Origin of the sequence: Phenylobacterium terrae, from assembly GCF_042681205.1 — a bacterium.
Taxonomy (GTDB): Bacteria; Pseudomonadota; Alphaproteobacteria; order Caulobacterales; family Caulobacteraceae; genus Phenylobacterium; species Phenylobacterium terrae.
Genome location: NZ_JBHUEY010000006.1, coordinates 867,489 through 889,373 on the forward strand (window position 1 = coordinate 867,489; position 21,885 = coordinate 889,373).

The following is a 21,885-nucleotide window of genomic DNA, read 5'->3' on the forward strand; positions in this document are numbered from 1 at the left end:
CTCGCCAGAAATGCGCGCAATGCTCCGGTGAACGGCGTTCACAAGCCGTACGGAGGATGCGCGATGGACGACGGCGCCCTGGATCTGCAACGCGCGGCCCGGGAGGCCGCCTATTCCATGCCCCTGGAGGAGATCAATCCGGCCGACCCGGAGATCTTCCGCACCGACACCCTGTGGCCCTACTTCGAACGGCTTCGAAAGGAGGCGCCCGTCCACTGGGCGGTGTCCGAGGAGAAGCAGGTGGGCGGCTACTGGTCGATCACCAGGTTCAACGACATCATGGCCGTGGACAGCGACCACGCCACCTTCTCCTCCGAACCGACCATCGTGCTGCCGGACCCGGAGGAGGACTTCACCCTGCCGATGTTCATCGCGATGGACCCGCCCAAGCACGACGTCCAGCGCAAGACCGTCAGCCCCATCGTCGCCCCACACCACCTCGCCTACCTAGAGAACATCATCCGCGAGCGGGCCGGGGTGATCCTCGACGACCTGCCGATCGGCGAGGAATTCGACTGGGTCGACAAGGTCTCCATCGAGCTCACCACCATGACGCTCGCCACCCTGTTCGACTTCCCCTGGGAGGATCGGCGAAAGCTCACCCGCTGGTCGGACGTGGCCACCGCCGGGCCGGAAAGCGGCCTGTTCGATTCCACCGATCCGGAGCAGGCCGAGCAGCAGCGGCGCATGGAGCTGTTCGAATGCGTCGACTACTTCACCCGCCTCTGGGAGGAACGGGTCAAGGCCGAGCCGAAGCCGGACCTCATCTCCATGCTCGCCCACGGCGAGGCGACCCGGAACATGGACCGGATGGAGTACCTCGGGAACCTGATCCTGCTGATCGTCGGCGGCAACGACACCACCCGGAACACCATCTCCGGCTCGATCCTGGCGCTCAGCCAGAACCCGGACCAGGAGAAGCTGCTGCGGGAGAACCCGGGCCTCATCCCCTCGATGGTCTCCGAGACCATCCGCTGGCAGACCCCGCTCGCCTACATGCGCCGCACCGCCACCCGCGATGTCGAAATGCACGGCAAGACCATCCGCGCCGGCGACAAGGTCGCCATGTGGTACGTCTCCGGCAACCGTGACGAGGAGGTGATCGAGCGGCCGAACGACTACTGGATCGATCGCCCGCGGCCCCGCCACCACATGTCCTTCGGCTTCGGCATCCACCGGTGCGTCGGCAACCGTCTGGCCGAGCTGCAGCTGAAGATCATCTGGGAGGAGATCCTCAAGCGCTTCCCGAAGATCGAGGTCACGGGCCCGCCGCGGCGGGTCTACTCCTCGTTCGTGAAGGGCTACGAGCGGCTGCCGGTGGTCATCCCCGCGCGCAACTGATCCGCCTCCTCCGGCGCCGCCAGGCGCCGGGCCAGGCAGGCCAGCAGCTCCTCGGCCCGGATCGGCTTGCCCAGGTGGTCGTCCGCCCCGGCCAGCTCGGTCCGCCGCCGCTGCACCTCGTCCACGTCGGCGCTCAGCACCACGATGGGCGTGCGCCCCCCGCCCTGCTCGGCCTCGCGGCGGCGGATCGCCTGGATCGCCTCCAGCCCGTCCATCCGCGGCATGTGCAGGTCCATCAGGATCAGGTCGTAGGCCTGCCGCTCGGCGGCCTCCACGGCCTGCCGCCCGTCCTCCACCCAGTCGAGTTCCAGGTCGAGCGCCCCGAGCATCAGCTGCACGACCTTGCGGTTGGTGGCGTTGTCCTCGGCCAGCAGCACCCGCCGCGGTCGCTCCCAGTCCATCTCGGCCGGGGCCGCGGGCGCCTCCGGCTCCGCCTGGACCCGGCGCTCGGCCAGCGGCAGCTCGACCTCCAGCCTGAACTCCGAGCCCCGCCCAGGGGCGCTCTGCGCCGTCAGCGTCCCGCCCATCATCGCCGTCAGCTGTCGGCAGATGGTCAGCCCCAGGCCGGTGCCGCCGTAGCTGCGGGTCGTCGAGGCGTCCGCCTGCTCGAACGGGCGGAACAGCCGCTCCGCCTCCTCCGGCGAGAACCCGATCCCGGTGTCGCGCACCGTGAACGCCAGCGCCGCCGCCGAGCCTCTCACGTCTCCGTCCACCCGCAGGGTGACGACGCCCCGCTCGGTGAACTTCACCGCATTGCTCAGCAGGTTGTTGAGGATCTGCCCCAGCCGGGCACGGTCGCCCACCAGCGCGACGTCCAGCGCCCCGTCGATCTCCACCATCAACTTCAGGCCCTTGGCCTCGGCCGACGGGGTGAACAGCGCCGCCGAGCGCGCCGTCAGCTCGGCCAGCTCGAAGGGCTCGCTGGCCAGCGTCACCTTGGCCGCGTCCAGCCGGCTGAACTCCAGGATGTCGCTCAGCAGGTGGTTCAGCGTCCGCGCCGAGTCGAGGATGGTGCCGACCAGCTCCCGCTGCTCGCCGCTGAGCTCCGTCCGCGACAACACGTCGGCGATCCCGATCACCCCGTTCAGCGGCGTGCGGATCTCGTGGCTCATGGTCGCCAGGAACCGGCTCTTGGCTTGGTCGGACTCCGCCACCCGCTGCAGCGCCGCCTCCAGGTCCTGGGCCCTGCGTTTCATCTCGGTGATGTCGACGCGCACGCCCACCACCCAGTCGTCGGGCGTGCGGTGCTCCTCGATCAGGATCCAGCGGCCGTCGGCCAGCTGCTGCTCGTGCCGGCCCGCCGGCGCGTTGAGCAGGCCCAGCCGCTCGGCGAGCCAGGCCTCCTCCCGGCCGGCGGCCCCGGGATAGGCGCCGCGCGCGATGCCGACCCGCAGCGTGTCCTCGAACCTGCGCCCCGGCGCGAACAGGTCGGCGGAGTGGTGGTAGATCTCCGCATATCGCCGGTTCCAGAGGACGTACCGCCGCTCCTCGTCCAGGATCACGATCCCGTCCGGCAGCACGTCGATGGCCCGGCGCAGGCGCCGCTCCGCCAACGTCTCCGCCGCGCCGCCGGCCTCCGTACGGGAGCGCCGTTGCTCCGCGTCCAGATCGCTCATCGCTGCTCCCCTTCGCGTTCGAAGGGGACTGGAGCCGCCAACTGTTGCCCAGGCGTTAACGGGCGAGATGAACGCCTCGTTGAAATCAAGAAAACCTAAGCTAATCAGCAGGCGGTCAAAAGCTTAGTCGTAGGGCGCCTAAAATATATACAGCCAAGACGCCACGCCGCGGCGACCCTATACTTAACCCTGACCGCCGGGCTGAAAATGTCCCGACGTCAGCCGGCGTTCTCGAGGATCAGGTGCCCGACGGCCGTGTTCGACGCCGGCACGTGGTAGAACCGGTGCACTTCGCGCACCTGCTCGTCCAGCGCGCCGCGCATGATCAGCCACATGACCAGCTCGATCCCTTCGGACCCCGCTTCCCGCACATAGTCGAGGTGCGGGACCTTCGACTGGGCGACCGGATCGCCGACCAGCCGGTCCAGGAAGTCCCGGTCGAACGCGCTGTTGATCAGCCCGGCCCTCGGCCCCTGCAGCTGGTGGCTCATCCCGCCGGTGCCGAACACCACCACCTTCAGGTCCTCCGGGAAGGCCTCCACCGCCCGCCGGATCGCCTGGCCCAGCCTGTAGCAGCGGTTGCCCGTCGGCGGCGGGTACTGGACCACGTTGACCGCCAGCGGGATCACCCGGCACGGCCATTCCGCCGGCTGGCCGAACATCAGCGACAGCGGCACCGTCAGCCCGTGGTCGACGTCCATCTTGTTGACGATGGTCATGTCGAACTCGTCCAGGATCAGCCGCTCGGCCATGTGCCAGGCCAGCTCCGGATGGCCCTTCACCGGCGGCACCGGCCGCGGCCCCCAGCCTTCGTCGGCCGGCTGGAACTCCTCCGCGCAGCCGATCGCGAAGGTCGGGATCAGCTCCAGCGAAAAGGCCGAGGCGTGGTCATTGTAGACCAGGATGATGACGTCCGGCTTGTGCTCGGCGATCCAGCGCTTGGACGCCTCGTAGCCGGCGAACACCGGCCGCCAGTAGGGCTCGTCCGCCCGGCCGTTGTCGAGCGCCGCCCCGATGGCCGGCACGTGGCTGGTCGCCACCCCCGCGGTGATCCTGGCCATCAGCGCTTCTCCGACTTCGAGCGGTTGCCCTCCACGGACCGGCCCCCGGACAGCATCATCTGGGCGTACTCCTCCTGGGAGACCCCGCTCATCTTCGCGGCGATCTGCTGGAACGACAGCCCGTCGGTCGCCGCGATCTTCGAGGTGAAGTAGATGTTCCCGCCCAGCGCGATCATCCGGTTCCAGTCCCGGTCCAGCACCGCCTGTTTCTGTTCCTCGCTCATCGGCCAGCGGTCGAGATAGGCGCGCTCGTCGGCTTTGAACGCCTCCCGGTTCTCCGCCTTCATCAGCGACATGCAGAACTGGTTGAGGTGAAACCCCTTGCGGGACTGCTCGGCGTCGAACAGCACCGTCCCGGGGATGTCGTGATAGGGCTTGTCGGTCATCGCCCCTCCTCCGGCCAGTAGAGCCGCATCGGGTTGTCCACCAGCAGCTTCCGCTGCTGCTCCGGCGTCACCGCCACTTTCGGGATGAAATCCACCAGCTGCCCCTCGTCGGGCGTGTGGGTGCGCATGTTGGGATGCGGCCAGTCGGTGCCCCACAGCACCCGGTCCGGAAACGCCTCCACGACCCTGCGCCCGAACGGGATGACGTCGGAGTAGTGCGGCGGCCCCTCCAGCGACAGCCGCTCCGGGCAGGTCACCTTGCACCAGATGTCGTCGCGCGCGGCCATGAAGGCGATGAACCGGTCGAACAGGGCCGAGTCCGCCCCTTGGGCCACGTCCGGTGTTCCCATGTGGTCCACCACCAGCGGCGCCGGCAGGGCGTGGAAGAAGTCCGCCAGCTCCTCCAGCTCCGCCGCCTCGAAATAGATGACGATGTGCCAGCCGAGCGGGGCGATCTTGGCGGCGATCTCCTTCAGCTCGTCGTGCGGCAGCCGGTCCACCAGCCGCTTGACGAAGTTGAACCGCACGCCCCGCACCCCGCCCTCGTGCAGGCGCGCAAGCTCGGCCTCGCTGACGTCCCGCGTCACCGTCGCCACGCCCCGCGCTCGCCCGTCCGAGTGAGCGATAGCGTCCAGCAGCGCCCGGTTGTCCGCCCCGTGGCAGGTCGCCTGGACGATGACGTTGCGCGAGAACCCCAGGAAGTCCCGCAGGCGGAACAGGTCCTCCTTCGAGCCGTCGCACGGCGTGTACTTGCGGCCCGGCGCATACGGGAACACGTCGCCCGGCCCGAACACGTGGCAGTGGGCGTCCACCGCCCCCGGCGGCGGGGTGAAGGCGGGCTTCGTCGGCCGCGGGTGCCAGACCCGCCAGCCGAAATCCATGACGAAGGCGGGCGCACTCATCGCCCCTGCTCCTTCAGGATCGCGTCCAGCCGCGGGTAGACCCGCCGCGCGTTCAGCTCGAACACCTTGCGCTTGTCCGCCTCGGGGATGTCCAGCGCATCGATGTAGCGCTTGGTGTCGTCGAAGTAGTTGCCCGTCTCCGGGTCGATCCCCCGCACGGCCCCCACCATCTCCGAGCCGAACAGGATGTTGTCCACGTCGATCACCCGGAACAGCAGGTCGATCCCCGGCTGGTGGTAGACGCAGGTGTCGAAGAAGACGTTCTTCATCACGTGCTCGCCGAGCGGCGGCCGCTTCAGCATGTCCGCCAACCCCCGGTACCGCCCCCAGTGGTAGGGCACGGCCCCGCCCCCGTGCGGGATGATGAACCTGAGGGTCGGGAAGTCCTTGAACAGGTCGCCTTGCAGGAACTGCATGAAGGCCGTGGTGTCGGCGTTGATGTAGTGGGCGCCGGTGGCGTGGAAGTTGGCGTTGCAGGATCCGGAGACGTGGATCATCGCCGGCACGTCCAGCTCCACCATCTTCTCGAAGAACGGATACCAGGCCCGGTCGGTCAGCGGGGGACTCGTCCAGTGCCCGCCCGAGGGGTCCGGGTTGAGGTTGCAGCCCACGAAGCCGAGCTCGCTCACGCACCGCTCCAGCTCGGCGATGGAGTTCTCTATCGAGACGCCCGGCGACTGCGGCAGCTGGCAGACGCCCACAAAGCTCTCGGGGAACAGGTCCACCACCCGTTTGATCAGGTCGTTGCACCGCCGGGTCCAGGCCTGGCTCACCCGCTCGTCGCCCACGTGGTGGGCCATGGTCGAGGCCCGGGGCGAGAAGATGGTCATGTCCCCGCCGCGCTCGCGGATCAGCCGCAACTGGTTCTTCTCGATGGTCTCGGCGATCTCGTCGTCGGAGATCGCCGGGTAGGCCGGATCTACGTCCCCGCCGCTCTCGAAGGCCTTGATCTGCAGGTCGCGCCAGGCGTCGTGCGCGGCCGGCGCGGTGGTGTAGTGGCCGTGGCAGTCGATGATCATCGGGCGGACGCCTCCAGCGCCTTCAACAGCTGCAAAACCTCGTCACGGGCCGGCCCGCCGGTGGCGTCCTGCCGCTCGGCGATCGCGCGGCTCAGCGTCGGCGCACATCCCGCCTCCGCCACCGTCTGCGCCGCCTCGCGCATCTCCTCGGCCCGCCGCGCTCCATGCTCGGCCGAGCGCGAGATCATGTACCGGGCCGTCCCGGGCCAATCGGGCAGCGGCAGCAGGTCGGACAGCGAGTCCAGCACCTCGTCCTCGACGCCGTAGCGCTGCGCCGCCAGCATGGACTCGGTCAGCAGCGCCTCGATCCCCTTGATCATCACGCTGCGGCACAGCTTGGTCGCCGCCGCTTTGCCGATTTCCGGCGAATAGGCCCTGGCCCCCGCAAACCCCAGCGGCGCCGCGACCCTCAGGAAGGCGTGGATGTGCGCCCCGCCCAGCAGCATGGGCGAGGCGATCCGCTTCGGCGCAAACGGGCTCATCACCGCCGCCTCCACGTACCGGCCGCCCGCCTGCTCGATGAGGTCCGCCGAGGCCCGCTTGCGCCCCGGCGAGCAGGAATTGAGGTCCAGGAAGAAGGCGTCCGCCTCGACCCCCTCCGCCGCGGCCTTCGCCGCCTCCACGTCCTGCTCGGCGGTGACCGCGCTGATCACCAGCTCGGCGTCCTTCACCGCCGCGACCGCGCCGTCCGCCCGCTCCACCGCGTGGTCCGCCAGCGCCCGGCTCGGCCGGCTGTCCGCCTCGGCGAACGCGACGTCCCAGGCCGAGATCCGCTTCACGCCCGCCTGGGCCAGGTCCTGCGCCAGGATCTGGCCCACCTCGCCGAAGCCGATCAGCGCGACCTTGGCCAGGCTCATCGCCCGCCCCAGACGCTGGCCGGCACATAGACCTCGCCGCGCATCAGCCGCCGCGCGGTCCTGAGCAGCGCCGAGCGCCGCACGCGCACCGCCCCGGCCACGATCTCCACGTCCATCGCCACGGTGAAGAAGCCGGTCGGGTGCTCGATATCCAGTTCCTTGGAGCCGGCGGGATCGGCGATCCCCGCCACCTCCGCCGCCACCGAGCCCGGAGTCACGCAGGCCGTGGCCACGCTCACCGCCCCGAACACCCCGATCGCCTCGTGCACCCGGTGCGGGATGAAGTTGCGGGTCGCCACCGCCCCGCCGTGCTGGGCCGGCGCGACCAGGCACATCTTCGGCACCGTCTTCTTGGCCACGTCGCCCAGGTTCATCATCGGCCCGACCTTCAGCCGGATCGCCTCGACCTTGGCCTTCAGCGCCGCGTCCGCCTCCAGCGCCTCAGGGCTCTCGTAGCCGCTCTTGCCGAAGTCGGCGGCCCGCATCACCACAACCGGCATGCCGTTGTCGATGCAGGTGACCTCCACCCCCTCGACCACGTCCCGGGCGTTGCCGGTCGGCAGCAGCGCCCCGCAGCTCGAGCCCGCCACGTCCAGGAAGTCGATGGGCACCGGCGCCGCCGTTCCCGGCACGCCGTCGATCCGCGCCTCCCCGTCGTAGCGAACCCTCCCGCCCGGCGTCTGGATGCTCGCCACCGCCAGGCTGGCGGTGTTGAGCATGTTGATCCGCACCTCGGTGGTCCCGTCCCTGGCCGGAACCATCCCCTCCTCGATGGCGAAGTGGCCCACCCCCGCCAGCAGGTTGCCGCAGTTCTGGCCGGCGTCGATCCGCGCCTCGTCCACCACCGCCTGCAGGAACAGGTAGTCCACGTCGGCGTCCGGATGGGTCGGCGGCCCCACCACCGCGATCTTGCTGGTCAGCGGGTGCGCCCCGCCCATCCCGTCGATCTGCCGCGGATCCGGCGAGCCCATCGCCGCCAACAGCACCGCGTCCCGCACCGCCTCGTCGGCCGGCAGGTCATCCCGGCGGAAATAGAGCCCTTTGGAGGTTCCGCCGCGCATCACCGTGCAGGGGATGGCCGTCTGGGTCATCGTGAGCGCCCCCTCCGTCTCGTCGCCTTCGCGCCGATCCACCTCCCCCGCCCTCTGCGGGCCGGGGGAGGAGCTGGTGCGTTCATCTCCTCCCCCGAAGGGAACACTTCGGGGGAGGGGGACCGCGAAGCGGTGGAGGGGGCGCAGCGGGTCACGGCGCTTCGTCCACGTAACGAAGGCCCTTCTCGGCCAGCTTCTCGCGCATCTGGTAGATGTCGAGCCCCAGCTCGCCGGCCGCCAGCCTCGCCCGCTTGTCCACCTCCGCCGCCTCGCGCTGCCGCGCCTTCTCCGCCACCGCGGCCGCCTCCTCGCGCCTCACGACGCAGACGCCGTCGTCGTCGGCCACGATCACGTCGCCCGCTCGCACCATCTGCCCCGCGCACAGCAGCGGCAGGTTCACGTTGCCGACCGTCTCCTTGACCGTCCCCTGCGCGAACACCGCCTTCGACCAGACGGGAAAGCCCATCTCGGTCAGCACCGCGATGTCCCGCACGCCCGCGTCGATGACGAGCCCGCGCACGCCCCGCGCCTTCAGCGAGGTCGCCAGCAGGTCCCCGAAATAGCCGTCCTCGCAGGGGCTGGTGGGCGCGGCCACCAGGATGTCCCCCGGCCGGCACTGCTCCACCGCCACGTGGATCATCCAGTTGTCGCCCGGCGCCATCTCGCAGGTGACGGCAGAGCCCGCGATGGCTGCCGGCCGGTAGATCGGCCGCATGTACGACGCGAGCAGCCCCTTGCGCCCCTGCGCCTCGTGCACCGTGGCGACGCCATACCCCGCCAGGGCCTCCACAACGCCCGCTTCGGCGCGCTCGATATTCCGGACGACTAGGCCACCCATCTCAGTCTCTCCTCCCCGTCATCCCGGCCGCAGCGAAGCGGAGAGCCGGGACCCAGAATCCCCGCGCCGTGGGTCCCGGATCGGCCTTCCAGGCCGTTCGGGATGACGGAGCGAGGCGGTCCACGGACATCCTCACAGCAGGCTCTTCTCGATGCGATCCAGCGTCTCGTACGCCGGCAGCACCTGCGCCACCGAGGCGTTCGGTTCGCGACCTTCGGCGATGGCGGCGAAGAACTCCCGGTCCTGCAGCTCGATCCCGTTCATCGAGACGTCCACCTTGGAGACGTCGATGGGGGTCTCCTTGCCGTCCACCAGGTCGTCGTAGCGGGCGATGTAGGTGCCGTTGTCGCAGATGTAGCGGAAGAAGGTCCCCAGCGGCCCGTCGTTGTTGAAGGACAGGCTGAGCGTGCAGACCGCCCCCGACGGGACCTTCATCTGGATCGACATGTCCATGGCGATGCCCAGCTCCGGGTGCATCGGCCCCTGCACCCCGCGCGCCACCGAGCACGTCTCCCCGGTCTGGTACTGGAAGAGGTCCACCGTGTGCGCCGCATGGTGCCAGAGCAGGTGGTCGGTCCAGCTGCGCGGCTGACCGAGCGCATTCAGGTTCTTCCGCCGGAAGAAGTAGGTCTGCACGTCCATCTGCTGGATCTTCAGCTCGCCGGCCGCGATCCGCTTGCGGATCCACTGGTGCGAGGGATTGAACCGCCGCGTGTGGCCGCACATGGCGACAAGGCCCGTGCGCTTCGCCGTCTCCACCACCGCCTGGGCGTCGGCGAGGTTGTCGGCCAGCGGTATCTCCACCTGCACATGCTTGCCGGCCTCCAGGCACTGGATCGCCTGCCGCGCGTGCATCTGGGTGGGCGTCGCCAGGATCGCGGCCTCGACGCCGGGCTGGGCCAGCGCCTCGGCCAGGTCCGTCGTCCAGTGCGGAACGCCGAACTTCTCGGCGACCTGCTTCGTGGTCTCCGGGCTGCCGCCGGCGAGGCTCACCACCTCGACGCCGTCGATGTTCTGGATCGCCTCCAGGTGCTTGACCCCGAAGGCGCCCTGCCCGGCCATCACGATCTTCATGCCGCTCACCTCTCCCCTCAACCCGCCGACCAGTCGATCGGCAGGCCCACATAGTTCTCGGCCAGCACCGTCTGCGCCGCCCGCGAATGCTTGATGTAGTCCAGCTCGGCCACCTGCAGCCGCCGCTCCAGCGGCCCCGTCTCCGGGAACCGGTGCGTCAGACCCGTGAACCACCAGGAGAACCGCTGCGCCTTCCAGACCCTGGCCAGCGCCCGGGCCGAATAGCTGTCGATCCCCGCGTCCGAGCCCTCGTGGAAATGTTCCTTCAGCGCCTGCGCAAGGATCAGCACGTCCGAGGCCGCCAGGTTCAGCCCCTTGGCCCCGGTCGGCGGCACGATGTGCGCCGCGTCGCCTGCCAGGAACAGCCGCCCCCAGCGCATCGGCTCGGCCACGAAGCTGCGGAGCGGCGCGATGCTCTTCTCGAACGAGGGCCCGCGGGTCACCCCCGCCGCCGCGCGCTCGCCCATCCGCAGGCACAGCTCGTCCCAGAACCGCTCGTCGCTCCAGTCCTCGACCCGCTCCTCCAGCCGGCACTGCAGGTAGTAGCGGCTCCTCGTCGGCGACCGCATCGAGGCCAGCGCAAAGCCCCGCTCGTGATTGCAGTAGATCAGCTCGTGGGCGGCCGGCGGCACGTCCGCCAGGATGCCCAGCCAGCCGAACGGATAGACCCGCTCGTAGGTCTTCAGCACGTCCTTAGGGATGCAGCTGCGGCTCACCCCGTGAGAGCCGTCGCACCCCACGACGAAATCGCAGTCCAGCCGCTGGCCCACCCCGTCCTTGGTCCAGGTCACCGACGGCCGCTCGCCGTCCAGCCCCTCCGGCTGCACGTCCTGCGCCTCGAACACGATCTGCAGCTGGCGCGCCTCGGCCGCATCGAAGAGGTCCTTCATCACCTCCTGCTGGCCGTAGACCATGACGGTCGACCCGCCCGTCAGCTCGGCCATGTCGACCCGGAAGATCTCCCCTTCGTGGGCGATGTTGGTCCCGGCGTGCACCAGGCCCTCGCGCCGCATCCGCTCGCCAAGGCCCAGCCGGTCCATCAGGTCGACGGTCACCTGCTCCAGCACGCCCGCGCGGACCCGGCCCTCGACGTACTCGCGGTCGCGCCGCTCCAGCACGACCGCCGCGATCCCCGCCTGCGCCAGGAGGTGGCCGAGCAGCAGCCCGGCCGGCCCCGCGCCGATGATGGCGACCTGGGTGCGAATGCGCGCCTCCATCCCTCGCCGTCTGACCCTCCGGGGTCGCGGCTTGGCCGCAAACATCCGCCCGCCACGGGCCGCTGACGAGGGATGAAGGCGACGAAAACTTGCACTTTTCGGCCCTTGAGCCTTGCAGAACGACGCTCCGCCGGACACGCTCATTCGTATGCAGGGCCAACAAATCCCCAGCTTCTTCCTCTACGGCGAGCCGCCCCGCGCCGTCGGCGAGCGCTTCCTCCACCTGGAGTCCCTCGACGACCGCACCCGCCCCAGCAACTGGAACATCCGCGCCCACTCGCACGCCAACCTCAGCCACCTGTTCTACATCGCCGCCGGCGGCGGCAGGATGCGCGCCGAGGACGAGGTGATCCCCTTCACGTCGCCATGCGTCCTGCTGGTCCCCGCCCGCCTGGTCCATGCGTTCGACTTCGAGGTCGACACCTCGGGCAGCGTGCTGACCATCTCCGACGCCTACCTGGCCGAGATCGTCCGCCGCGACGCCGACCTGTCCGCCCTGTTCGCCGCCCCCGCCCAGGTCTCCCTCGACCAGCCGCAGGCCCTGCAGGACCAGCTCAAGAGCCTCGCCCGCGAGCTCGCCTGGCAGGCGCCCGGCCACACCGCGGCGGTGGAGAGCCTGCTGACTGGCGTCTTCGTCCAGGTCCTGCGCCGCCACCGCGCCAGCCAGGCCGGCCCGCCGGCGCCCCACGGCTCGCACGCCGGCCTCGTCGCCCGGTTCCGCAGCCTGGTCGAGGACCACTACCGCTCCGAGATGGGGATTTCCGACTACGCCTGGCTGCTCGCCGTCACGCCCAAGCGCCTGCGCAGCGCCTGTCTGCGCATCACCGGCGAGCCGCCCTTGCGCATCCTGCACGAGCGCCGCCTCCTCGAGGCCAAGCGGCTGATGCTCTACTCCAACATGACCCTCGCCGAGATCGCCTACTATCTGGGCTTCAGCGACCCGGCCTACTTCTCCCGCTTCTTCCGCCAGGCCGCCGGCGCCTCGCCGCGCGCCTTCCGCCGCCGCCACGACGGGGCCGCCCCCGACGCCCAGCGCCGCGCCGCGTGAGCATGGCGCCGCGCCGGCGCACTGCGATCCGCCCAACGGACAGGCGCCGCCGCGCCAGGTCTGCCCAACCGACAGGCATTCGGCGCCGAGCCTGTGAAAATCAGCCGGGGCGGTGCGTCGATCGCCCGCTATCGCGGTTGTGCCGATGGCGATCCGATCACGCGAGTACGAGTGTGGGTGAACAAGATCACAGGCGCGCGCTCATCCTCGCCGGCCGGCTGGACGTCGTCGCCGAGCTCGAGCCGATCCTCTCGCAGTTCCTCGCCGAGGTTCGCGACGCCGCCGACGTCGCCGAGCTGTTCCGCCTGCAGCACGAGGCGCTGCTGCAGGTGTTCCGCCTGACCGCGACGGCCTTGGACGAAGCCGACACCGAGCTCGCTCTGCTTTACGCGCCTCCGCCGCCCGGCCGCACCCACGGGCTGAGCCCGCTGCCGCACTAGCGCCCGATCGACAGCGCTTCCCTGGGCGAATCCCGGCAAGGGTTGCGCCGGCGCGCCTGCGCCCTCAGCTAACGGGCGCACCCTGGGGAGATCTATGGTCGACTGGCTGATCTACATCGTCACCGTCGGCGGCCTTTTCGCCGTCGCGGCGCTGATGTTCGCCGAGAACCTGTTCCCGCCGATCCCGTCCGAGCTGATCATGCCGCTGGCCGGCTTCCTCGCCTCGCAGGGCCACATGGACTTCTTCGGCGTGGTCCTGGCCGGCACGGCGGGCGCGGTGGTCGGAGCGACCCTCTGGTACGAGATCGGCCGGGCGTTCGGCGAGAAGCGCCTCAAGCGCTGGGCTGGCGTTCATGGCCGCTGGCTCACCATCACCCCGCGCGACGTCGACAAGGCGATGACCTTCTTCCGCCGCCACGGCCGCGCGGCGATGTTCTTCGGCCGGCTGGCGCCGGCCGTGCGGACGCTGATCTCGGTCCCGGCGGGCCTGGCGGCCATGCCGATCCCCGTCTTCCTGGTCTTCACCACCGCAGGCGCAGGGCTGTGGACCCTGCTGCTCGCCTGGGCGGGCTATCAGCTCGGCGAGCACTACGATCAGGTGGGCCACTGGATCGATCCGGTGGGCAACGCCATCCTGCTGATCGCCGTGCTGATCTACCTCTTCCGCTTGGTCACCTTCCGCCCGCAGCGCCAGGGCGCCGAACAGGCCGACTGACGCCCGCTCACCTTTGTCTGCGGGTGAGGCCGGGGCGCACCCCCGCCGACGCCTCGTCGTTCCTGGCCCCTCAACCGGTTCCCTGCCTCTCGAAGAGCACGACCTCCTCCGACGAGGGCGCCCGGCGGGTGACCACCACCCGGATGCAGGCGCTCGCGTCATAGGCGACGCCCGGCTCGTGGTACCGGCTCGCCACATCCCACAAGGTCCCGGGCTCGGCGAATTCGCGTCCCGGCACGATGGTGTCCCCCACCTCCGGGAGTTGGCCGCCAAAGTCCGGCAGATTGTACTCCGCCGCCGGCGCGCTCCGGCCTTCGGCGAGGTCATGAGCCAGGTGGATTCTGATGCAGGTCGCCATGGTCACCCCGTCTGTTGCACCTGACCTAACAGCTGCGCCGCGTTCCGGTTCGATTGACCGGCCAACGCGCGCCCGCGGCCTTCACCGCGTCACGCGCCGCGCCGATGCGCCTGGCTCTGGGCCGCCACCAGCAGGTCGGTGAGCAGCTCGCTCAGCAGCTGTTCGGCCGTGCCGCCGAGCAGCTTCTCGAACGGCCCCGTCTGACCGTGGGCGCCGACCACCACCAGGTCCGCACGCCCCTCGCGGGCCCGCGCCGCAAGCACCTCCAGGGGCGTGCCGTAGGCCATCTCCGGCTCCACCCGCTCGCCCAGGCCGGGCGGCCAGCCGCCTTCCGCCAGGAAGCGGGCGCAATCGGCCTCCGCCGAGGCCCGGACCTCGTCCGCATTGGCCTCGCGGGACAGGAAGCCCTCGTAGGGCACGCGGTAGGCGTGAAGCAGTGCGATCTCCGCGCCGTCCACCCAGGGTGCGGCCGCCACCAGCGCCTGCCGCGAGCCTTCCGAGAAGTCGATCGCCGCCACCACGTGCCGGTAGGGCGCCTCGGCCGGCCGGCGCACCGTGAGCACCGGCTGCCGCGCGCGATGGATCACATGCTCGCCGGTGGTCCCCATCAGGCGCGCGCCCATGCCGCCCCGCTCGCGCGGGCCCATGACGATCAACCCGCATCCGGACGCCTCCGCCGCCTGCAGAATCGCTCGCCACGGCTCGCCGCGCCCCACCGAGACGTCCCAGCCGACCCCGGCCGGCGCACGTTGCGACACCGCCTCCGCCAGGCTGTCCGGAGCGGCCCCGGCGCCCTGGCCGGGTTCATCGACGACATACAGCAGGCGCACCCGTCCACCGGACCGGGCGGCCATCTGGAAGGCTCGGCTCTCAGCGTGCGGCGAGGTCTTGCCAGGCTTGGCCGCGAGCAGGACGTCCGGCGCGCCGGGCTGACTCATCGATCCTCTCCCGTCCTCAATCAGAGACTGGGCGTCACAACGGTCGCCGGTCGGCTAAGGTTCTGGCGCATTGCCGCCGCCGCTCAGTGCGGCTTCGAGTGGCGCACCGCCGCCGGGGCGAAGTAGGCGTCGACGCCGACGCTGACCGAGCGGACCTGCTCGATGAGCTCGCCGCGGAAACCGGCCCTCACGGTCACTGGCACGCCGCTGCTCAGAACCGGGCGCCCGGAACGCAAAAGGACCGGGAAATCCCGGTCCTTTCAGCGCCTTGCGATGGTACCGCCTCCCCGGATCGAACGGGGGACCTCCAGAGCCACAATCTGGACAGCTCTGAATAGACTCAGAGCGTTGTGAGCGCCAAAGTGCAAAATATTTGCACCTGAAACAGCGCGTAAACTCGTGCGTCGAACCGCGGCGTCAGTCGGGAGCCACATCATCCGCTGGAACGTTTTGAATCGGCGCGGACCTCTGCCTGGGAGACTACACGATGAGAACGCCACTCTTGTGGGGCGCCATGGCCGCCCTCATGATTGCTGCCGCGCCGGCCGTGGCCGATCCAGGAAACGGTAAAGGCCATGGTAAAGCCCATGGCGCGAAGTCCCACCCCCACGGCATGCCTCCTGGCCAGGCGAAGAAGATTTGGGAACGCGGCCAGCGCCTCCCGGCGCACTACATCTCGGCGCCTTATTACGTGAACGACTACAGCCGTTACGATCTTCCCCCACCGCCCCCGCAGTATCGATATGTGTATGTGGAGGAGCGGGTCTATTTGGTGGATCCCAAGACCCAGTTGATACGCGACGTGCTGAACGTCCTCATCCGCTGAGGTGATTTGTCTCTGCCGGCCTGTTGCTGGCGGCTTCGCCGCTCACAGCCCAAACTGCGGATGCCCGCCCGGGCCCAACGTCAGCACTGCGCCAGTAGTGGACGTTGAGGAGGCAGCGATTAGCGGACATCCCTCGTGGCAGGATCCTGATCGTTTCGCCCCGAGCGCATTGCGCCCCGGCCCATGGCTAGAAGACTAATCTGCTCAGGGTCGGCCGTGGCCGCCTCACGAGCAATTGCGGCGCCTCACGTCCCTACACTCCCCGAACGGCCATGATCGCGCGACCGTGCCGAGCGCCAGCCACGAGGATTGCCCGGATGAGGACCAACAACATCACGAGATGTGTCGCACCACTGATGTTCGCGGCGGCGCTCTCTGGCATCCCCGGATCGGGAGCCTTCGCTTTGGGAAAAGACAAGATGACCGCCGTAGACGCCACACTGGTCGAAGTTCGCAACCGCAAGCTCGTCGAAGAGGCGTTCGCGAGGTGGGGGGCCGGAACCGGGGGGCCCTACGACCTGCTGGCCGACGATGTGACCTGGACGATCGTGGGCAGATCCGACGCGTCCAAAGTCTACTCCGGCCGGGAAGCCTTCATGACCGAGGTGATACAGCCCTTCAACGCACGCATGAGCCAGGGCCTGCGGCCCACCATTCGTCAGCTCACCACCGACGGCGACAGGGTGATCATCTTCTTCGACGCCAGCGGCGTGGCCAAGGACGGCGTCCCTTACGCCAACACCTACGCCTGGTTCTGGGAGATGCGGGACGGACGCGTCGCCCGGGCCTACGCCTTCTACGACAGCCTCGCGTTCAACGAACTCTGGCGACGCGTTACGCCCTGACCTCGCACCGACATCGAACTTCGCCCGGGGGCGCGCGCAAGCGCGCCCCCTTTTTGCTGTCTCCGGCCAGTCCGCGGGGGCTCACGACGCCTCACGCAGCCTGTCATCGGCTTACGCGCCCGATCCGGCGTCAGAGGCGATGATCTCGTCAGCCACACCCCAGGAGAGATTTGCCACATGGCGCTTACCTCACAGGTCGCACAGGCCATCATCGAGGCGGCGGACGCAAAGGCGCGGGAGCTGCGCCAGCCCGTCATTGTGGCTGTGCTCGACGCCGGCGGCCACCTGAAGGCCTTCCGCCGGATGGACGGGGCCGTGCTGGGGTCGATCGACGTGGCCACGCGGAAGGCGCGTACAGCGGTCCTGTTCGCCTGCAACAGCGAGGACGTCTGGGAATACTGCAAACCCGGCGCGCCCGCGCACGCGCTCGAACTCACCAACGGCGGCCTCGCCCCGTTCGGCGGCGGCGTCGCCCTCAAATCCGCCGATGGCGGGCTCGTAGGCGCGGTCGGCGTCTCAGGCGGCGCAGTCGACCAGGATGTCGCCGTCGCTCAGGCCGGCGCTGCGGCCTTCGCCTCCTGATCCTTTCTCCCAACCGCTCACCAAAGGAACCCTGATGAGCAAAACGATACTGATCACCGGCGCGGGCTCCGGCTTCGGCAAGGGCGCGGCCCTCGGGATGGCGAAGAACGGGCACCGCGTCATCGCCACGGTGCAGGTCTCCTCCCAAGTGACGCCGCTGCGCAACGAGGTGGCGAGCCTTGGCCTGCAGGATCGGGTGCGCGTGGAGCGCCTGGACTTGACCGATCCTTTCGACATCGGCCAGGCGCAGTCCTGGGACTTCGACATCCTGTGGAACAACGCCGGAATGGGCGAGGCCGGGCCGGTCTGGGAAATTCCTGTCGAGCTCGTCCGCAAGAACTTCGAGGTGAACGTGTTCTTGCCGCTGGTGCTGACCCAGGGCGTCGTGCGCAAGTGGGTCGACCGGGGGGTGAAGGGGAAGGTTGTCTTCACCTCGTCCATGGGCGGCCTCTTCACCCCGGCCAACTGGGGCACCTACGTCTCCACCAAGCACGCGCTGGAGTCGATCGCCGAGGCGCTGCAGCAGGAGCTGGCCGCCTATGGGATCAAGGTTCAGACCATCAATCCGGGCGCCTACTACACGGGCTACAACGAGACCATGGCGGACAACCCTTTCCGCTGGCTGGACGATGCGAAGCACGTCACCAGGCGGGCCGACCTGCGGAAGGGCTTCGACGACTTCTTCGCCACGCCCGAAGGCCGCATGGACCCCCAGGAGATGATCGAGCGGATGGTCGACATCGTCCCGGCCGACACCGGCAAGTTCCGCAACGTGGTGCCCAAGAAGATCGAGGACATGCTGAAGGAACACCAGCTGGCCGCCTGGGAGAACCAGATCTGAGGCCGTTCGGCGGTCCCTCTCCCGGACCGCCCCACTGCGCCTGGGCGGAGCCCAATCCTCCCCCGACCGGCCCCGCCCAGGCGCCCCCTTTCGTCAGGCCGACACCGTGACCGACAACCCGTTCCTGCCCCTCACATTCATCGCCGGGCCGGCGATCATGACCAACGCCTGCGCCATTCTGCAAAACAGCGCGACCATGCGATACGGCCTGGCGGTTCCGCAGTGGCGGGAGTTCCGCGCCTCGCTCGCCGAGGGGAGCGCCCTGCTGGCGGACCTCTACGCCCAGCCCGAGCGCGCGATGGTCCTCGCGGAGCGGCGGCTGCGCCTCCTGCTGCGCGCGCTCGACCTCCTCTATGCCGCCGTCGGGCTGTTCGGCGCCACGAGCCTCCTTGGCCTGGCAGGCGCCGTGCTGGCCTCGCAGGCCCAGCCGCTGGTGCCGGTCTGGCTCGTCGTCGCCACGGGCGGGCTAGGCCTGTCGCTGTTGCTGGCGGCGATGGGCCTGTTCACCGAGGAGAGCCGCTGCGTTCGGGCGCTCCTGAGGCTGCAGATCCATCATCCCCGGTGGTCGGCCGCCCCCTCGTGAACAAGGCGGCTCGCCAGGCCGAAGGGCACGAGGATTCGATGGGCGCTTCAGGCGAGCCGGCCGTTCAGCGGCCCGCATGGCGACGACGGCTCTACTCGCACCTGGAGACAGGCGCCGGGCCCGGGCGGCTGTCCCCGCTGAACCTGGCGCTGTGCCTCGCCATCGCCGCCTCGACGGCGGTGGCGGTGGCCGAGACCGAGCCCCTGATCGCGGCCCGGTTCGCGAGGAGCCTGCGGGCCAGCGAGATCGCCTTCGCCCTGCTGTTCGCCGCAGAGTATCTTGCGCGCCTGTGGGCCGCCCCCGAGGGCGAGCCCGACAGCCCCGCGTGGAAGGCGAGGCTGCGCTGGATCCTCTCTCCGCCCGCTCTCGCGGACCTCCTGGCCGTCCTGCCGGTCCTTCTCACCCTCGCCGGCGCGCCAACCCTCGTCCTGCGGCTGATCCGGGTGCTTCGGATCCTGCGCCTCGCAAGCCTCGGGCCGACGTCCAACCCCTTCGACCTGGTCCTGCACACGGTGTGGTCGAAGCGGCGCGAGCTCGGCGCCGCCTACGCGCTCGGCGGGGTCGCGTTATTGCTGGCCTCCAGCCTCCTCTATGCGATCGAAGGGGCGGTCCAGCCCGAGGCGTTCGGGAGCATCCCGCGCGCCCTGTGGTGGGGCGTCACCACCCTCACCACAATCGGCTATGGCGACGTGCACCCGATTACGCCGTTCGGCAAGATCGCGGCCGGGCTGACTGCGGTTACGGGCGTCGGCCTGATCGCCGCGCCGGCCGGCATCCTCGCCGCGGCGTTCACCGACGCCCTGGGCTCAGACAAGCCGCCCGCTGATCCGGCGCACGAGAGCGGTCTAGCGGCTCCACGCGCTGGACGCGACGCGCGCAAGATCGCGTAAGCGGCTAAACCCCCGGCGAGGCGCCGCCCGTGAGGCGGCGGAGCTCCTCCAGCACCTGCCGGAGCAGCGTGCGCAACTCCTCGCCGCATAGCTCATCGCCTCGCGCGTCATAGCTCTGGGCGCGGGCCGAGCCGCTCGGCCCGGGAGGTGCCGCCTCGGCCCCGGGCTCGGCCGCCAGGAGATAGCCGCGCCCGGGGACGGTCTTCAGGAGGTCGCGGTCCGGCCCCAGCGCCTTGCGCAGGCAGGCGACCTGGAAGCGGACGTTGCTCTCCTCCACGACGGTGGTCGGCCAGACGTGGCGGATGATGTCCGCCCGCTCGACGAGCGCCCCGCGCGAGCGCAGCAGGATGTGAAGCAGGTCGAACGCCCGGCTGCCGATCTCCACGGGCTCGCCGTCGCGAAGGAGGACCCTCGCTCCCGGCAAGAGCGTGAAGGTCCGGAAGTGCAGCGCTCCGTCCGGCAGGGCCGCGACGCTGGCGGCGGAGGGCTCCGGCGGGTTGGGCCCACCCGCATTCAGGATCGCGATTGGGCGTCGGTCATCTTCAGCGAACGCGGCGTCCATGTTGAGCCTCCCTCGAGCCTAAGGACAAGGTCGCAGGACGGCGCAAAATCCTCATCTCGCCCGAGAGCAAATCTACGCTGGCCGCTCAGCCGGCCGGGACAACCTCCCATTCCCGGGCGCCGCGGGGCGCCAGCCGCACGGGGTGGACCACGGCGAGAGACCGCCCGAACCGCTCCAGGTCGTCGGCCCGGAAACGGCCGCTGATCCGCAGCCCGGCCACCGCGGGGTCACGCACGATCAGCTGGTCCGGTCCAAGGCGGTTGAGCTGCGCCGCCGCCTCGGCCAGCGTGACGTTGTCGAACACGACATAGCGGGCGTGCCATTCCAGGGCCTGGCCCACGTCGGCGGGCGTCACCTGCGGCTGCTCCCCCTCTCGCGCGACCAGCTGCCGTCCAGCGCCGAGCCGGATCGGCGGACCGCCCCCCGCGGGGCCGACCGACACCTCCCCTTCCACGACGGAGACCCGCAACTCGGTGGGCTGCAGCCGAACGTCGAACCGCGTGCCAAGGACCACGATGGACCGCCCCCCGGCTTCGACCGCGAACGGCCGCGCCGGATCTGGCATGACGTCGAAGAAGGCCCGGCCACGCACCAGCGTGACTTCCCGCCGCGAGCCCGCCAGCGCGATACTCGCGGCGCTTCCCGCATCCAGCACCATCCATGTGCCGTCGGCGAGCCGGAATCCCTCCGGCTCCACCTCGCGGTTCTCGTAGACCTCCGCCCCCCCTGCGGGCGCGGGCGTCTGCGCCACGTGGGGGCTCTTGCTCCCCTCCGAGCGGTGCAGGCCGAGCCCGAGCGCGCCCGCGATCACCAGGACAACCGCCGCTGCCGCCGCGGCCACCGCGGCGGGCGACCGCCACCGGGGGCGCTCTGGACCCGCGCGGCGGGCCTCGGCCCGCAATGCCGCCAGGACGTCCTCGTCCGCAGCGCCGTCGAAGTCGGACCACGCTGCCTGGGCGTGCTCCCAGGCCGCGGCGTTGGCCGGATGGATCCGCAGCCACGCCGACAGCACCTCGGCGTCGAGTTCGCCCGCGCCGTCGGCCCTGCGATAGACGAGGAGCGCCGCGGCCTCGTCCGGGTCCATCGCCTTCAGTCGGTCGAGGCTCAGCACGTCGTGCATCAGACCCGCCCTTTCCGGATGACGCTCAAGTGCTGCATCGCTCGGATCATGTGCTTCTCCACCGCACTGACCGATATGCCCAGCTGCGTGGCGATCTCCCGAGTCTTCCGCCCTTCGAGCCGGTGCAGCACGAAGATGGTGCGCGTGCGCGGAGGCAGCTCCAGGAGCGCCTCGACAGCTAGGCGCAGATCCTCCTTGCCCGCCAGCAGCCGATAGGGGTCGAAGTCCTCATCCCCATGGCGGTCCGGCTCGAAGGGGACGTGCGCATCGGCCTTGCGGGAGAAGCGGCGGCGCCCTCTGTCGGCCAGGACATTCGCGGCGACCTGGAAGACGAAGCCGCCCAGGTGTCCGATCGGCTCGGCGCTGTCCCTGGCGGCGATCCGCGCAAAGACGTCCTGCACGAGGTCGTCCACCTCGGCGGGGTCCGGGACCCGACGACGGAAGTAGCGGGCCAGACCCTCGCGCAGCGGTCCGGCTTGTTCCGCCAGGGGCTTGGCGGTCATGCGGGAAATCGCCGCGAGGCCGGCGGCGGCCGCCTCGCCGCCGTGAATCCGGTTCCGAGGTCTTCCGCCGTCCGGAGCCGCGGCGCAGCCGCAAGCCGCCGTCCGGCCACTCTCCCGCAAAGACCAAGCGTTCGGCGCTGCATGCCTGACTGGGACGGGCGAGGCCGGGCCCCCGCCCGGCCGGTACATCGCCGCCGGTCGAGAGATAGACGCAGAATCGGGGCTCGTGGAA

The 21,885-nt window shown here is 70.0% G+C and carries 25 protein-coding genes; 10 read left to right on the forward strand and 15 right to left on the reverse strand.

Features of this window, described 5'->3' with window-relative positions:
- Positions 1 to 63 precede the first annotated feature (63 nt).
- Positions 64 to 1,341, forward strand: coding sequence for a cytochrome P450 (locus tag ACFSC0_RS18815; RefSeq protein ID WP_377281520.1), 1,278 nt, complete (start codon positions 64 to 66; stop codon positions 1,339 to 1,341).
- Here ACFSC0_RS18815 and ACFSC0_RS18820 read toward each other — a convergent pair.
- The 10 genes from ACFSC0_RS18820 to pobA form a co-directional block, all read right to left on the reverse strand.
- Entirely contained in the window at positions 1,302 to 2,957 is a 1,656-nt protein-coding gene (locus ACFSC0_RS18820; protein WP_377281521.1) for an ATP-binding protein, read from the reverse strand. The two genes, ACFSC0_RS18815 and ACFSC0_RS18820, sit on opposite strands and share 40 nt — an antisense overlap.
- Before the next feature lie 218 nt (positions 2,958 to 3,175).
- The gene (locus ACFSC0_RS18825; RefSeq protein ID WP_377281522.1) at positions 3,176 to 4,018 is read right to left on the reverse strand and encodes a class III extradiol dioxygenase subunit beta; all 843 of its coding nucleotides are present in this window, start codon (positions 4,016 to 4,018) and stop codon (positions 3,176 to 3,178) included.
- Positions 4,018 to 4,404 carry a protocatechuate 4,5-dioxygenase subunit alpha gene (gene ligA, locus ACFSC0_RS18830; RefSeq protein WP_377281523.1) on the reverse strand — a complete coding sequence of 129 codons (387 nt, stop codon included), beginning with the start codon at positions 4,402 to 4,404 and terminating at the stop codon, positions 4,018 to 4,020. Before ligA ends, ACFSC0_RS18825 begins: the two co-directional genes overlap by 1 nt.
- Entirely contained in the window at positions 4,401 to 5,306 is a 906-nt protein-coding gene (locus ACFSC0_RS18835) for an amidohydrolase family protein (protein WP_377281524.1), read from the reverse strand. The genes ligA and ACFSC0_RS18835 overlap by 4 nt, the downstream gene beginning before the upstream one ends.
- Positions 5,303 to 6,325, reverse strand: coding sequence for an amidohydrolase family protein (locus ACFSC0_RS18840; protein ID WP_377281525.1), 1,023 nt, complete (start codon positions 6,323 to 6,325; stop codon positions 5,303 to 5,305). The genes ACFSC0_RS18835 and ACFSC0_RS18840 overlap by 4 nt, the downstream gene beginning before the upstream one ends.
- The gene (locus tag ACFSC0_RS18845; RefSeq protein ID WP_377281526.1) at positions 6,322 to 7,182 is read right to left on the reverse strand and encodes an NAD(P)-dependent oxidoreductase; all 861 of its coding nucleotides are present in this window, start codon (positions 7,180 to 7,182) and stop codon (positions 6,322 to 6,324) included. The genes ACFSC0_RS18840 and ACFSC0_RS18845 overlap by 4 nt, the downstream gene beginning before the upstream one ends.
- Positions 7,179 to 8,315, reverse strand: a complete 1,137-nt coding sequence (locus ACFSC0_RS18850) for a 4-oxalomesaconate tautomerase (protein ID WP_377281527.1) — start codon at positions 8,313 to 8,315, stop codon at positions 7,179 to 7,181. Before ACFSC0_RS18850 ends, ACFSC0_RS18845 begins: the two co-directional genes overlap by 4 nt.
- 109 nt (positions 8,316 to 8,424) lie before the next feature.
- A complete protein-coding gene (locus ACFSC0_RS18855) occupies positions 8,425 to 9,111 on the reverse strand; it encodes a 4-carboxy-4-hydroxy-2-oxoadipate aldolase/oxaloacetate decarboxylase (RefSeq protein WP_377281528.1) in 687 nt (228 codons plus the stop codon).
- Between the two features lie 132 nt (positions 9,112 to 9,243).
- Complete coding sequence (locus tag ACFSC0_RS18860; RefSeq protein WP_377281529.1) at positions 9,244 to 10,185, reverse strand: Gfo/Idh/MocA family oxidoreductase; 942 nt, start codon at positions 10,183 to 10,185, stop codon at positions 9,244 to 9,246.
- 17 nt (positions 10,186 to 10,202) lie between these two features.
- Positions 10,203 to 11,390 carry a 4-hydroxybenzoate 3-monooxygenase gene (gene pobA, locus ACFSC0_RS18865; RefSeq protein ID WP_377281777.1) on the reverse strand — a complete coding sequence of 396 codons (1,188 nt, stop codon included), beginning with the start codon at positions 11,388 to 11,390 and terminating at the stop codon, positions 10,203 to 10,205.
- A gap of 160 nt (positions 11,391 to 11,550) precedes the next feature.
- On the opposite strand from pobA, the gene ACFSC0_RS18870 reads away from it, so the two are divergent.
- From ACFSC0_RS18870 to ACFSC0_RS18880, 3 genes are all read left to right on the forward strand, one after another.
- Positions 11,551 to 12,450, forward strand: a complete 900-nt coding sequence (locus ACFSC0_RS18870; protein ID WP_377281530.1) for a helix-turn-helix domain-containing protein — start codon at positions 11,551 to 11,553, stop codon at positions 12,448 to 12,450.
- 173 nt (positions 12,451 to 12,623) lie between these two features.
- Positions 12,624 to 12,890 carry a hypothetical protein gene (locus ACFSC0_RS18875; protein ID WP_377281531.1) on the forward strand — a complete coding sequence of 89 codons (267 nt, stop codon included), beginning with the start codon at positions 12,624 to 12,626 and terminating at the stop codon, positions 12,888 to 12,890.
- A gap of 94 nt (positions 12,891 to 12,984) precedes the next feature.
- Positions 12,985 to 13,605, forward strand: a complete 621-nt coding sequence (locus ACFSC0_RS18880; RefSeq protein WP_377281532.1) for a DedA family protein — start codon at positions 12,985 to 12,987, stop codon at positions 13,603 to 13,605.
- Positions 13,606 to 13,675: 70 nt separating this feature from the next.
- Here ACFSC0_RS18880 and ACFSC0_RS18885 read toward each other — a convergent pair whose 3' ends face one another.
- Together ACFSC0_RS18885 and ACFSC0_RS18890 are read right to left on the reverse strand one after the other, a co-directional pair.
- Entirely contained in the window at positions 13,676 to 13,963 is a 288-nt protein-coding gene (locus ACFSC0_RS18885; protein WP_377281533.1) for a hypothetical protein, read from the reverse strand.
- 89 nt (positions 13,964 to 14,052) lie between these two features.
- Complete coding sequence (locus ACFSC0_RS18890) at positions 14,053 to 14,901, reverse strand: universal stress protein (RefSeq protein WP_377281534.1); 849 nt, start codon at positions 14,899 to 14,901, stop codon at positions 14,053 to 14,055.
- A 514-nt stretch (positions 14,902 to 15,415) separates the two neighbouring features.
- Between ACFSC0_RS18890 and ACFSC0_RS18895 the strand changes: the two genes are divergently transcribed.
- From ACFSC0_RS18895 to ACFSC0_RS18920, 6 genes are all read left to right on the forward strand, one after another.
- The gene (locus tag ACFSC0_RS18895; protein ID WP_377281535.1) at positions 15,416 to 15,727 is read left to right on the forward strand and encodes an RcnB family protein; all 312 of its coding nucleotides are present in this window, start codon (positions 15,416 to 15,418) and stop codon (positions 15,725 to 15,727) included.
- 419 nt (positions 15,728 to 16,146) lie between these two features.
- Positions 16,147 to 16,572 carry a nuclear transport factor 2 family protein gene (locus tag ACFSC0_RS18900; protein WP_377281536.1) on the forward strand — a complete coding sequence of 142 codons (426 nt, stop codon included), beginning with the start codon at positions 16,147 to 16,149 and terminating at the stop codon, positions 16,570 to 16,572.
- Between the two features lie 177 nt (positions 16,573 to 16,749).
- On the forward strand, positions 16,750 to 17,154 hold the full coding sequence (locus tag ACFSC0_RS18905; RefSeq protein ID WP_377281537.1) for a GlcG/HbpS family heme-binding protein: 405 nt from the start codon (positions 16,750 to 16,752) through the stop codon (positions 17,152 to 17,154).
- Between the two features lie 34 nt (positions 17,155 to 17,188).
- Positions 17,189 to 17,995, forward strand: coding sequence for an SDR family oxidoreductase (locus ACFSC0_RS18910; RefSeq protein ID WP_377281538.1), 807 nt, complete (start codon positions 17,189 to 17,191; stop codon positions 17,993 to 17,995).
- A gap of 106 nt (positions 17,996 to 18,101) precedes the next feature.
- Entirely contained in the window at positions 18,102 to 18,578 is a 477-nt protein-coding gene (locus ACFSC0_RS18915; protein WP_377281539.1) for a DUF2721 domain-containing protein, read from the forward strand.
- Entirely contained in the window at positions 18,575 to 19,468 is an 894-nt protein-coding gene (locus ACFSC0_RS18920; protein WP_377355230.1) for a potassium channel family protein, read from the forward strand. The genes ACFSC0_RS18915 and ACFSC0_RS18920 overlap by 4 nt, the downstream gene beginning before the upstream one ends.
- A gap of 4 nt (positions 19,469 to 19,472) precedes the next feature.
- Here the strand turns inward: ACFSC0_RS18920 and ACFSC0_RS18925 are convergent, their stop codons facing one another.
- The 3 genes from ACFSC0_RS18925 to ACFSC0_RS18935 all read right to left on the reverse strand — a co-directional run bounded on the left by ACFSC0_RS18925 (position 19,473) and on the right by ACFSC0_RS18935 (position 21,653).
- A complete protein-coding gene (locus ACFSC0_RS18925) occupies positions 19,473 to 20,030 on the reverse strand; it encodes a winged helix-turn-helix domain-containing protein (RefSeq protein WP_377281541.1) in 558 nt (185 codons plus the stop codon).
- A gap of 85 nt (positions 20,031 to 20,115) precedes the next feature.
- Positions 20,116 to 21,150 carry a FecR family protein gene (locus ACFSC0_RS18930; RefSeq protein WP_377281542.1) on the reverse strand — a complete coding sequence of 345 codons (1,035 nt, stop codon included), beginning with the start codon at positions 21,148 to 21,150 and terminating at the stop codon, positions 20,116 to 20,118.
- Positions 21,150 to 21,653: an RNA polymerase sigma factor gene (locus ACFSC0_RS18935; RefSeq protein ID WP_377281543.1), complete on the reverse strand. Its 504-nt coding sequence runs from the start codon at positions 21,651 to 21,653 to the stop codon at positions 21,150 to 21,152. The genes ACFSC0_RS18930 and ACFSC0_RS18935 overlap by 1 nt, the downstream gene beginning before the upstream one ends.
- Positions 21,654 to 21,885: the final 232 nt, after the last annotated feature.

Bases quoted from the DNA above. Each gene is read 5' to 3' on its own strand.
- ACFSC0_RS18905 (WP_377281537.1), top strand. From the start codon at position 16,750: ATGGCGCTTACCTCACAGGTCGCACAGGCCATCATCGAGGCGGCGGAC.
- ACFSC0_RS18835 (WP_377281524.1), bottom strand. From the start codon at position 5,306: ATGAGTGCGCCCGCCTTCGTCATGGATTTCGGCTGGCGGGTCTGGCAC.
- ACFSC0_RS18910 (WP_377281538.1), top strand. From the start codon at position 17,189: ATGAGCAAAACGATACTGATCACCGGCGCGGGCTCCGGCTTCGGCAAG.
- ACFSC0_RS18815 (WP_377281520.1), top strand. From the start codon at position 64: ATGGACGACGGCGCCCTGGATCTGCAACGCGCGGCCCGGGAGGCCGCC.
- ACFSC0_RS18855 (WP_377281528.1), bottom strand. From the start codon at position 9,111: ATGGGTGGCCTAGTCGTCCGGAATATCGAGCGCGCCGAAGCGGGCGTT.
- ACFSC0_RS18820 (WP_377281521.1), bottom strand. From the start codon at position 2,957: ATGAGCGATCTGGACGCGGAGCAACGGCGCTCCCGTACGGAGGCCGGC.
- ACFSC0_RS18845 (WP_377281526.1), bottom strand. From the start codon at position 7,182: ATGAGCCTGGCCAAGGTCGCGCTGATCGGCTTCGGCGAGGTGGGCCAG.
- ACFSC0_RS18930 (WP_377281542.1), bottom strand. From the start codon at position 21,150: ATGCACGACGTGCTGAGCCTCGACCGACTGAAGGCGATGGACCCGGAC.
- ACFSC0_RS18900 (WP_377281536.1), top strand. From the start codon at position 16,147: ATGACCGCCGTAGACGCCACACTGGTCGAAGTTCGCAACCGCAAGCTC.
- ACFSC0_RS18935 (WP_377281543.1), bottom strand. From the start codon at position 21,653: ATGACCGCCAAGCCCCTGGCGGAACAAGCCGGACCGCTGCGCGAGGGT.
- ACFSC0_RS18840 (WP_377281525.1), bottom strand. From the start codon at position 6,325: ATGATCATCGACTGCCACGGCCACTACACCACCGCGCCGGCCGCGCAC.
- ACFSC0_RS18880 (WP_377281532.1), top strand. From the start codon at position 12,985: ATGGTCGACTGGCTGATCTACATCGTCACCGTCGGCGGCCTTTTCGCC.
- ACFSC0_RS18895 (WP_377281535.1), top strand. From the start codon at position 15,416: ATGGCCGCCCTCATGATTGCTGCCGCGCCGGCCGTGGCCGATCCAGGA.
- ACFSC0_RS18925 (WP_377281541.1), bottom strand. From the start codon at position 20,030: ATGGACGCCGCGTTCGCTGAAGATGACCGACGCCCAATCGCGATCCTG.
- ACFSC0_RS18870 (WP_377281530.1), top strand. From the start codon at position 11,551: ATGCAGGGCCAACAAATCCCCAGCTTCTTCCTCTACGGCGAGCCGCCC.
- ligA (WP_377281523.1), bottom strand. From the start codon at position 4,404: ATGACCGACAAGCCCTATCACGACATCCCCGGGACGGTGCTGTTCGAC.
- ACFSC0_RS18860 (WP_377281529.1), bottom strand. From the start codon at position 10,185: ATGAAGATCGTGATGGCCGGGCAGGGCGCCTTCGGGGTCAAGCACCTG.
- ACFSC0_RS18825 (WP_377281522.1), bottom strand. From the start codon at position 4,018: ATGGCCAGGATCACCGCGGGGGTGGCGACCAGCCACGTGCCGGCCATC.
- ACFSC0_RS18885 (WP_377281533.1), bottom strand. From the start codon at position 13,963: ATGGCGACCTGCATCAGAATCCACCTGGCTCATGACCTCGCCGAAGGC.
- ACFSC0_RS18890 (WP_377281534.1), bottom strand. From the start codon at position 14,901: ATGAGTCAGCCCGGCGCGCCGGACGTCCTGCTCGCGGCCAAGCCTGGC.